Here is a 10,230-nt window from a genome sequence, read left to right as displayed (position 1 = left end):
TCCGCCCCCGAGCGCGCAGGGCCGGCGGCCGGCCCGACTTCACCCAGGGAACCCAGGGGAGAGCGAGACCATGACGCGCGACGACATCCTCCAGGCTTCGTCGATGCCGCCCTTCAGCCCGAGCTACCCGCGCGGGCCCTACCGCTTCGTGCGCCGCGAATACCTGATCATCACCTACCAGACCGACCCGCAGGCCCTGCGCCGGGCGCTTCCCGAGCCGCTCGAACCGCACCCGGACAATCTCGTCTTCTACGAATGGATGAAGATGCCCGATTCCTCGGGCTTCGGCGATTACCAGGAGAGCGGCACAGGGGCGCTCGCCACCTATCTCGGGGAGCCCTGCAACTTCTCGATCCAGATGTATCTCGACGACGAGCCGCCGATCACCGCCGGCCGCGAAATCTGGGGCTTTCCCAAGAAGTGGGGTCAGCCCCGGCTCGAATTGCGCAAGGATACCCTGACCGGCACGCTCTACTACGACGAGGAGCGGGTCGCGATGGGCACCATGACGTACAAGCACCAGAGCCTGAACGGCGAGCTTCCACGGGTGAAGGAAGGTCTGGCCAAGCTCAACGTCAATCTCAAGCTGATCCCCGACGTGGACGGCCGACCCAAGATCGCACAACTTGTCGGCTACCGCCTAGAGGACATCACCGTCCACGGTGCCTGGGACGGGGAGGGGCGGCTCGACCTGATCCCGCACGTCAATTGCCGCGTCGCGGACCTTCCGGTGCGCCGCATCATCGGGGCGCGGCACATGATCGTCGACTTCACGCTGCCCTTCGGGCAAGTGCTCCACGACTACCTCGCCTGAGCGCAGGCACCCATCAGGAGGACCGACCATGACCCTGAAAGGCAGGAGCGCCGTCGTCACCGGCTCCACCAGCGGCATCGGACTCGCCGTCGCCCGCGCCTTCGCGAAGGAGGGGGCGAATATCGTTCTCAACGGATTCGGCCAGCCCGACGAGATCGAGGCGGCGCGCTCGAAGATCGAGGGGGATTTCGGCGTCCGCGCGGTCTACTCTCCCGCCGATCTGACGAAGCCCAATGAGATCGCCGGTCTGATCACGCTGTCCGTCGACAGCTTCGGCAGCATCGACATCCTCGTGAACAATGCGGGCGTGCAGTACGTCGCACCGATCGAGGAATTTCCGGTCGAGAAGTGGGACCAGATCATCGCGCTCAACCTGTCCTCCGCGTTCCATACCCTGCGCGCCGCCGTGCCGCACATGAAGGCGAAGGGCTGGGGCCGGGTCATCAACACGGCCTCGGCGCACTCGATGGTCGCCTCGCCCTACAAATCGGCCTATGTCGCGGCCAAGCACGGCATCGTCGGTCTCACCAAGACCGCCGCCCTCGAACTCGCCACCCATGGCATCACCGTCAACTGCATCTCGCCGGGCTATGTCTGGACCCCGCTGGTCGAGAGCCAGATCCCGGACACGATGAAGGCACGCGGGCTGACCAAGGAGCAGGTGATCGAGGATGTGCTGCTGAAGGCGCAGCCGACCAAGGAATTCGTCACCGTCGATCAGGTCGCGGCGCTCGCCGTGTTCCTGTGCTCGGACGGCGCCAGCCAGATCACCGGCGCCAACCTCGCGATGGATGGCGGCTGGACGGCGCAGTAGCGCCGCCGGATCACGGAGCGCGGCGGGCTGCCGCGCTCCGATGCTCGCTCAGCGGCGCGAATGCAGCAGCAGGGCGAGGCCGTAGCCCACCGCGCCGGCGATCAGCAGGGCGAGGAACGGGTTCTCGCCGACCTGGGTCTCGACCCGCTCACGCCCGTCACGCAGATAAGTGCCGCCGTGGCGGCTGACGCGGTCGTAGGCGTCCTCGGCATAGCCGCCGACATCATCGGCGATGTCGCGCACCGTATCCTTCGCCTGACCGTAGAGGCGCTGCGCCCGGCCCTCGGCCTCCCGATAGCGGCCCTCCAGCGAGTCCCGGTCGGAGCCCAGTGCGTCGCCCACCGCGCCCTGCGCCCGGCCGCCGAAATCCTTCGCAGCTCCGACGACGCGATCCGTATCAACCATGGCGGAACTCCTGTTCTTCCCTTGCCCGCCACCTTGGGAGTTTCGGGCGGGCGTCGGTCAGGAGAACGTGCGAGGACGGAATCGGTCCCGCGCCGCAGCGAAAAAGCGGTGCCGGACGCGCGGTTCGCGGCGCCGACTAACCCGCTTCGGCCAGCACGACCGCCCGCGGCGGCGGCAGGTTGGAGCGCAGTTCTCGGCTGACCGCCGAGGAGGCCGCAACCGTGCCGAGATTGACGTAGGTCTCGTGGTTCTTCTCGATGGCCGAGAGATCGTAGAGGTAGTTCACCATCAGCCCGTAGGACTGCTTCAGGCCCTTCTTCGAAGTGTCGCCCAAGAAGTTCATCCGCTCGAGACGTGCGCCGTTGCCGAGATGGAAGCGGGCGACCGGATCGAGCGGGCGGCCCTTCTCGTTCTTGGCGCGCAGGAAATAGGCGGCCGCCGCCGGCAGCATGGCGCGCCGCACGGCCTCGCACGTCGCCTTGTCGCTGCGCCAATCGTCGGTGTCGAGCAGGCGAAGCGTCTCCACGTCCTCCCGCGTCAGTCCCTGCGGCGCATCGGCGCCGCGCTCGCGGTCGAGCCAGGTGCGGAAACCGGGCACCGGCGAGAGTGTGACGAAGGTCTTCAGCGAGGGGATCTCACGGGCCAGATCCTCGACCACCTGCTTGATCAGGAAGTTGCCGAAGGTGACGCCGGCCAGGCCCTTCTGGCAGTTCGAAATCGAGTAGAAGATCGCGGTCGTGGCGGCGCGCGCCGGAACCGGCTCGCGACCGTCGGCGAGGATCGGCTGGATCGCCGGCGCGATCGCGTTGGTGAGCGCCACTTCGACGAAGATCAGCGGCTCGTCGAGCAGGGCCGGGTGGAAGAAGGCGAAGCAGCGCCGGTCCGTCGGCTGAATGCGGCGGCGCAACTCCTCCCAATCGGCGATCTCATGGACCGCCTCGTAGCGGATGATCTTCTCGAGGATATGGGCCGGCGTCGACCAATCGATCGGGCGCAGCACCAGGAAGCCCCGGTTGAACCACGACGCGAACAGGTGCTCGAAATCGCTGTCGAGGCTCACCGCCGCGTCGATCGTGTCGGGCGCGGCGTCGCGATCCTTCAGGCGCTTGCGCAGGGCGAACAGATCTTCGCGCATGCGTACCAGCGCCAGCGTCCCGCCGCGGGCGAGGTTGAGCCGCCGGATCAGCTCCTGGGAGCGGGGTTCGGCGGCCTCGTGCAGAAGGCCGAGGCGCGCCCGGGTCGGGTCGGCCCGGTAGGCGGCGATGGCCGCATCGACGGCCTCGTGGTCGGCCCCGAATTCGGTGGCGATGAGTTCGAGGAAGGCGAGCCGTTCGTCGAGGGGAAAGGCCGCGTAACGATCGAGGATCAGGCGGGCGAGCGCCACCCCGGAGGCCTCGCCCCGGCGGGAGATCAGATCCTCGCACAGCCGCGCGAGGTCGGCCGGACTCGCCGTCCGAGCCAAGTCGGTGCGGGCTAAGCCGATGAGATCGCGACCCCGGTCGCTGATGGTCTGGATGAGATCACCGAGGAACGAGATCGCCGCCATGACCGAACAAGCCCTTGGATCTGTCGAGCCGACCTGTGGCAGGCTCGGCTGTTGCCGGAACCTAAGGCCTAGGCCGCGTCGGCGCCAGACATGCGCGGCATGACAATCCCGTTTCGAGCCCGTCCGGCGATGCCAGCCCGCCGCGGGTCAGGCGTCGGGACGCGCCCCTGGCGGCCGGCAGGCGCTCAGAGGTCCGCCTCCGCATGCGGTGCGAGATCCGCCGTATCGGCCCGCTCGCGCCAATCCGTCACGCCGCGCGCGCGGGCGAAGCGGATCTCCGCCGCCCTGAGGGCACGCTCCGGATCGCGGGCCCGGGAGATCTCCACGAAACCGACCGTGAAGGGCACTCCGAGGATCTGCTTCGCGAATTGGACGCGGTAGTTCGGCATACACGACTCCTTGTGTTGAAGCGGTCGCCAGGCGCTTGGAGAAGATGTGCGCCATCGCGCGTCCATCCGCAACCGCCGGCCCGGCCAAGCCGCTGCAAAGGCTGTGCCTTTTTCCGTACAGACCACCATATGGGTGTAGCAGGGAGGGGATGCTACCACCGCGCGCCTGAACGGAAACGGACACTCTGCCGCGCGGCAATCGCAGGGTCGGTCTTCCGGCAGGGGCTGGCTTTCCGGCTCCGGCCTGCCGTATGGGGCGGTCCATGCAGACTGCTCCGCCCTTCAGCGCCCCGCCGGTCCGTTCCCCCGCGCGCCCGGCACCGCAGCGATGAGCCGCGACGCGGGCGGAGGACGCGCCATCCCGCGGACGACGCGAATCGGACTGACGCTGATCGCGGGCGGCGCGGTCGCCAACATCTACTACAATCAGCCGCTGCTCGCGGTCCTCGTCGCCGAGTTCGGCGACCGGGCGGCCCTGCTCGTGCCGACCGCCAGCCTTGTCGGCTATGGCCTCGGCATCCTGTTTCTCGTGCCACTCGGCGACGCGCTGCCGCGGCGCGACCTCATCGTGTGGCAATTGCTCGGTCTCGCGGTCGCGCTGGTCGCCGCCGCGCTCAGCCCCAATCTCGCGGTGCTGTCGGTGGCGAGCCTCGTCATCGGCGTGCTCGCCTGCGCCGCGCAGCAGGCGGTGCCCTTCGCCGCGGAACTCGCGCCCGATGCCAGCCGGGGGCGGATCGTCGGCGGCGTAATGACGGGTCTGCTCTCCGGCATCCTGCTCGCCCGCACCGCGAGCGGCTTCGTCGGCGCGCAGTTCGGCTGGCGCGCGGTGTTCTTCGCCGCGGCCGGCCTCGCGCTGGGGATGGCGGGTGTGGCGCTGCGCACCCTTCCGCGCAGCGCACCGGCGGGGCGCCTGCGTTATCGCGCGCTGATGCTGTCGTTGCTGCATCTGGTTCGCAGCCAGCCGGTGCTGCGAAACGCCAGCCTGTCCCAGGCGCTGCTGTTTGCAAGCTTCAACGCCTTCTGGGCCACGCTCGCACTTCTCGTCGAGGCGCCGCCCTTCGATCTGACGGCGGCGGGCGCGGGCCTGTTCGGCGTGATCGGCGTCGCCGGAGCGCTGATCGCCCCGTATTCGGGCCGGTACAGCGACCGGCGCGGCGCCCGGCCGGTGGTGATCGTCGGCAGCATCCTGGTCGCGGCGGCCTTCGTCGTGCTGGCTCTGGCCGGACAGGTGTCACTCGTCGCCATCGCCGCGGGCGTGCTGCTCCTCGATATCGGCATCAACGGCGCGCTGATCGCCAATCAGACCCGCGCCTACGCCCTCGCGCCGGGGGCGCGCGGACGGATCAACACCGTGCTGTTCACCGCGGTCTTCATCGGCGGGGCGAGCGGCGCCTTCCTCGGCTCGCGGGCCTTCCTCCTCGCCGGCTGGCCCGGTGTCTGCGCCGTCGGTGGCGCCTTCGCCCTCGCGGCCCTGGCGGTGTCCTGGCTCGGCGGCCGGTCCCGGCCTATTTGAGCACCCGCGAGAGGCGGCACCACGCCGCCTTGTCGGGGGGCAGGCCGAAGCGCAGCCGCTGCGGCGCTCCTGAGAAGCGCCGCACGTAGATCCCCGCTTCGCCCAGAGCGCGGAACAGGCCGGGCCCGTCGGGAAAATCCGCCGTGCGGAACAGCGCCGTACCGCCGACGACGCGCCCGCCGGCGCGCGCGATCATGCGATCGAGACGGGCCGCATCCTTCGCCCGCGCCGCGGCGGCCTCGCGGCGCCACGCGGCGTCCGGCAGCGCGGAGAGGCCCGCGGCGATCGCCGGACCCGAGACGGCCCAGGGACCGAGCGCGGCTTCGATGCGCCGCGCCAACGCCGCGTCGGCGAGCGCGAAACCGAGCCGAAGACCGGCGAGCCCGTAGGTCTTGCCGAAGGAGCGCAGGACCACGAGGCCGGGCCGCGGCGATGCCGTCTCCACGGTCTCGAGGTCGGCGAAAGCCTGATCGAGCACGACGAGGCCGCCGGTGCGCAGGAGCGTTTCGGCAGCGAAGACCCGCCCGTCGGGATTGTTGGGGCTCACCGCGACCAGAACCTCGGCGTCCTCGGCCTCGGCCGGATCGTCCACCATCCGTACCGCGTGGCCGCAGCGGGTCCAGGCGGCGGCGTGCTCGGCATAGGTCGGCCCGACCACCGCGACGCGGGAGGGCGGGCAGAGCCGCGGCAGGGTCTCGATCAGGATCTGCGTGCCGGGCGCGGCGACGACATGGTCCGGCCCCGGCGCGCCGTAGGCCGCCGCCGCCGCGGCCTTGAGCCGCGCGAGGTCGCCGGGGGAGGGCAAGCGGTGAAGGACACTGGCTTCAAAGGGCGGCAGCGGATAGGGCACCGGGTTGATGCCGGTCGAGAGGTCGAGCCACGGCTCGGGTGCGGCCGGAAACAGTTTCCGGGCCGCGTCGAGATCGCCGCCATGCGCGATGGCGTCCGTCGAACCGTCCTCCAGCACCTCGCGTCCGTCCATCCCGCCCTGCACCGACCCTGCCAACGATGCCCTGGATCGCCCTGACCCACCCGCCCGACACCCTCGGCGTCCTGGCGCTGGCCCTGCTGCTCGAGGCCTTGGCGGGCTATCCCGACCGCCTCTACAGGGCGCTCGGCCACCCTGTCACCTGGATCGGCCGGCTGATCGCCGCGCTGGAGCGCGGGCTGAACCGGGGCGGCGGCGCCGCGCGCCGGCTCGGCGGCATCCTGGCGCTCGCGCTTCTGCTGACGGTCACGGCCGCTTTCTCTCTCACCCTGACCGCGCTCGCCGCACTCGCCGGCCACGGCTTCGGCATGGTGCTGCTGGCCTTGCTCGCCGCGAGCCTGCCGGCGCAGCGCAGCCTGTTCGTTCATGTCCGGCGCGTCTCCGCCGCCCTACGGACGGAGGGGCTTCCCGGCGGTCGCGCGGCCGTCTCGATGATCGTCGGGCGCAATCCCGACAGTCTCGACGAGGCGGCGGTGTGCCGCGCCGCGATCGAGAGCCTTGCCGAGAATTTCTCCGACGGCATCGTCGCGCCGGCCTTCTGGATCGGCGCCGGTGGCCTCACCGGCGGCGCACTCTACAAGGCCATCAACACCGCCGACAGCATGATCGGCCACCGCACGCCGCGCTACGAGGCGTTCGGCTGGGCCTCCGCCCGCCTCGATGACCTCGTCAACCTGCCGGCCTCGCGGCTGACGGCCCTGCTGCTGGTCGTGTCCGCTGCCCTGAGCCGGGACGTGTCCGCGGCGGGCGCGTGGCGGGCGATCCGCCGCGACGCCGGCCGCCACCGCTCGCCCAATGCCGGCTGGCCCGAGGCGGCGATGGCGGGGGCGTTGGGCCTGCGGCTCGCCGGTCCGCGCATCTACGGCGCCACCCGCGTCGAGGATGCCTGGATGGGCGACGGGCGGGCGGAGGCCGACCCCGACGACATCGTGCGGGCGCTGAAACTCTACCGGACAGCCTGCGCGCTGCAATTCACCCTCGTCGTTGCCGGAACCGGAATTTGGCTCTACGTTTTCTAAAAAAAATCAGCTCGCAGACTGATTACCTCAAAATATCGACCCCGGATCATCTGATATAGACAGGAGATTGCGGTCATGCGCCTCGCCAGCAGCATCTGTCTTGCTCTACTCGTTGGATTTGGCCCGACCGCAACGCGAGCCAAGGACATGATCCTGGAGCCCGAGGGCAAACCCTATACTTTCAAGGAAGACCTGAGGGGTTCGGGCAAGAAGGAGGACGCAGCGGCGGCCTACGACGTCAGCGGCATCGCTTGCATCCTGCGCGCTTCGGGCAAGCGGCGGTGCCTCGTCGTCAACGACGAGGGGCGCAAGGCCCAGTTCCTGACGATCGACGACCGCAGCATCGATCCCAAAAAGACGATCGATCTGATCGGCAAGGCACCGGACCCTGCGACGCGCGGAACGGTGTTCGCCGGCAAGCAATGCCCGGACAAGGGCCCCGCCAAGTTCAAGGAGTTCGACGGCGAGGGTGTCGCCTACGCCAAACCGTATTTCTACGCCGTCGGCTCGCATGGCTGCGGCCGCAGGAAGGACACGCTCAACACCTCGTCGATGATCCTTGCCCGCATCCGCGTCGATGACGAGGGCAAGCCCGATGTGGAGGACGACGACCGACCTGAGGCCGCCGTCGAGACCACCTATCGCCTCGGCGAAGTGCTGGCGGGGGCGGACCGGGTCGGCGCATCCTTCCTCGAGAGCCTGAGCGAGGCGAACGGCCTCAACATCGAGGGGATCGCTGTGGTGAAGGACCGGCTCTATGCCGGCCTTCGCGCGCCCTCGATCGCGGGGGAGGCCTTCCTCGTCGAGGCCGACCTCGATGCCCTGTTCGCCGAGGGGCACGGCCCCTATCAGGGAAAGCGGCGAACGATCCCGATCAAGGTCGGCAAGGACGCCGGGATCCGCGACCTTGCCGTCCTCGAAGACGGGCGCCTGCTGGTGCTCACCGGGCCGGCCCAGGAGCAGCCGAAGGTCGCCTACAAGCTCTTCCTGTTCGACCCGGCAAGGGGCGGCGATCCGCAGCTTCTCGGAGAGCTGGACGAGCTCGACGATGCCGAGCGCGCCGGCAAGCCGGAAGCCGTGACGGCGATCGGCCCGGACCGGGTGCTCGTCCTGTTCGACAGCCTCCGGAACGGTGGGCCGCGCGCCTACAAGCTGCCGGTCAAGCTCATGCCCGGGGAGTGACAGGCTCCAGGATGGGCGGCCTTCAGCGCAGGCGCAGCAGCCCGTCGCAGTCGAGATGCGCTTCGAGGTGATCGGCGAACCGGTCGAGCACCTCTTCGATGCCGGCCTCGTAGCGCGTCAGGCCCGGCGCGGCGCCGAGCCGGGCGAGCCAGGCGGCGCGCTGGCGGTCGTCGGCGAACAGGCCGTGGACATAGGTCCCGGCGACGAGCCCGTCGCGCGAGACCGCCCCGTCGACCCGGCCGTCGGCAAAGCGCAACAGGGGCCGGGCGGTGTCCGGTCCGTGCGTGTCGCCGACATGCATTTCATAGCCGGAGAACGGTTCGCTATCGGCGAGCGTCGTGCCGGTGACGGCGACGAGGCGCTTGGCGTCCGTCATCACCGTCTCGACGTCGAGCAGTCCGAGGCCCGGTCGCTCGCACGGCGCGCCCTCGATGCCCTGCGGGTCGGCGATGATGCGCCCGAGCATCTGGTAACCGCCGCAGAGCCCGAGCACCCGCCGGCCGCGGCGCAGATGCGCCCGGATGTCGATGTCCCAACCCTGCGCGCGGAGGCAGTCGAGATCGTCGATCGTGGTCTTCGAGCCCGGCAGCACGACGAGATCCGCCTCCGTTGGGACCGGCGTGCCCGGAGGCACGAAGACGACGCGGATGCCCGGCTCCTGCCGCAGGGGGTCGAGGTCGTCGAAATTGGCGATGTGGGGAAATCGCAGGACCGCGATCAGCGGTCCGCCGCCATCGCGTCGGGCCTGCGCGGAATCGAGCGCGACCGCGTCCTCCGGCGGCAAGCGGGCGGCGTCGGGAAAGAACGGCACGAGGCCGAACGGGGACCAGCCGGTGCGCGCGGCGATCAGCGCCATGCCGTCCGAGAACAGTGTCGGGTCGCCACGGAACCGGTTGACGATGAAGCCGCGGATCATCGCGGCATCCTCGGGCTCCAGCACTGCCTGGGTGCCGACGAGGCTGGCGATGACGCCGCCCCGGTCGATGTCGCCGACGAGCACCACCGGCGTCCCTGTCGCGCGGGCGAAGCCCATATTGGCGATGTCGCCCTTGCGAAGGTTCACCTCGGCCGGCGAGCCCGCGCCCTCCACGAGTACGATGTCGGCCTCCGAACGCAACCGCTCGAAGCTGTCGAGCACGGATGCCATCAGGCGCGGCTTCCACGCCTGATACTCGCGCGCCTTGGCGGTGCCGATCATGCGCCCCTGCACCACCACCTGCGCGCCGACATCGCTCTGGGGCTTGAGCAGCACCGGGTTCATGTGGACGGACGGCGCGACCCGCGCGGCGCGGGCCTGCAACGCCTGGGCCCGGCCGATCTCGCCGCCATCAGCAGTGACGGCGGCGTTGTTCGACATGTTCTGCGGCTTGAACGGGCGCACCGTCAGGCCGCGCCGGGTGAAGGCGCGGGCAAGGCCGGCCACCAGCAGCGACTTGCCGACATCGGACCCGGTCCCCTGGATCATCAGGGCGCGGGTCATCGGCGGTTCCTCGTGTCAGGCGCGGGCATGACGCTGCCATGGCACCGGCGCCGGGCCGCGTCGAGCCGGATCTAGAGCGC

Annotated in this window: 10 protein-coding genes; 5 read left to right on the top strand and 5 right to left on the bottom strand. The window is 70.0% G+C overall.

Annotation, left to right across the window (positions count from 1 at the left end; genetic code table 11):
* The first annotated feature begins 70 nt into the window (after positions 1–70).
* A complete protein-coding gene (locus tag MPPM_RS25780; RefSeq protein ID WP_096487515.1) occupies positions 71–814 on the top strand; it encodes an acetoacetate decarboxylase in 744 nt (247 codons plus the stop codon).
* 28 nt (positions 815–842) lie between these two features.
* Positions 843–1,628, top strand: coding sequence for a 3-hydroxybutyrate dehydrogenase (locus MPPM_RS25775; RefSeq protein ID WP_096487514.1), 786 nt, complete (start codon positions 843–845; stop codon positions 1,626–1,628).
* A 48-nt stretch (positions 1,629–1,676) separates the two neighbouring features.
* Here the strand turns inward: MPPM_RS25775 and MPPM_RS25770 are convergent, their stop codons facing one another.
* The 3 genes from MPPM_RS25770 to MPPM_RS25760 form a co-directional block, all read right to left on the bottom strand.
* Positions 1,677–2,033, bottom strand: a complete 357-nt coding sequence (locus MPPM_RS25770; RefSeq protein ID WP_096487513.1) for a CsbD family protein — start codon at positions 2,031–2,033, stop codon at positions 1,677–1,679.
* 136 nt (positions 2,034–2,169) lie between these two features.
* Entirely contained in the window at positions 2,170–3,579 is a 1,410-nt protein-coding gene (locus MPPM_RS25765) for a malonyl-CoA decarboxylase (protein WP_096487512.1), read from the bottom strand.
* A gap of 185 nt (positions 3,580–3,764) precedes the next feature.
* On the bottom strand, positions 3,765–3,968 hold the full coding sequence (locus MPPM_RS25760) for a hypothetical protein (RefSeq protein WP_096487511.1): 204 nt from the start codon (positions 3,966–3,968) through the stop codon (positions 3,765–3,767).
* A gap of 328 nt (positions 3,969–4,296) precedes the next feature.
* On the opposite strand from MPPM_RS25760, the gene MPPM_RS25755 reads away from it, so the two are divergent.
* Entirely contained in the window at positions 4,297–5,481 is a 1,185-nt protein-coding gene (locus MPPM_RS25755; protein WP_096487510.1) for an MFS transporter, read from the top strand.
* Here the strand turns inward: MPPM_RS25755 and cobD are convergent.
* Positions 5,474–6,463 carry a threonine-phosphate decarboxylase CobD gene (gene cobD / locus MPPM_RS25750; protein ID WP_096487509.1) on the bottom strand — a complete coding sequence of 330 codons (990 nt, stop codon included), beginning with the start codon at positions 6,461–6,463 and terminating at the stop codon, positions 5,474–5,476. The genes MPPM_RS25755 and cobD overlap by 8 nt on opposite strands.
* Before the next feature lie 26 nt (positions 6,464–6,489).
* On the opposite strand from cobD, the gene cbiB reads away from it, so the two are divergent.
* Both cbiB and MPPM_RS25740 read left to right on the top strand, forming a co-directional pair.
* On the top strand, positions 6,490–7,488 hold the full coding sequence (gene cbiB, locus MPPM_RS25745) for an adenosylcobinamide-phosphate synthase CbiB (RefSeq protein ID WP_096487508.1): 999 nt from the start codon (positions 6,490–6,492) through the stop codon (positions 7,486–7,488).
* 75 nt (positions 7,489–7,563) lie between these two features.
* Entirely contained in the window at positions 7,564–8,670 is a 1,107-nt protein-coding gene (locus tag MPPM_RS25740; RefSeq protein WP_096487507.1) for a DUF3616 domain-containing protein, read from the top strand.
* Positions 8,671–8,692: 22 nt separating this feature from the next.
* Here the strand turns inward: MPPM_RS25740 and MPPM_RS25735 are convergent, their stop codons facing one another.
* Positions 8,693–10,150 carry a cobyric acid synthase gene (locus MPPM_RS25735; protein ID WP_096487506.1) on the bottom strand — a complete coding sequence of 486 codons (1,458 nt, stop codon included), beginning with the start codon at positions 10,148–10,150 and terminating at the stop codon, positions 8,693–8,695.
* Positions 10,151–10,230: the final 80 nt, after the last annotated feature.

The sequence above is a fragment of the Methylorubrum populi genome (genome assembly GCF_002355515.1).
Lineage (GTDB): Bacteria > Pseudomonadota > Alphaproteobacteria > Rhizobiales > Beijerinckiaceae > Methylobacterium > Methylobacterium populi_A.
Note: the sequence above shows the minus strand (reverse complement) of the source record. Positions and strands in the feature narration are given on the sequence as shown.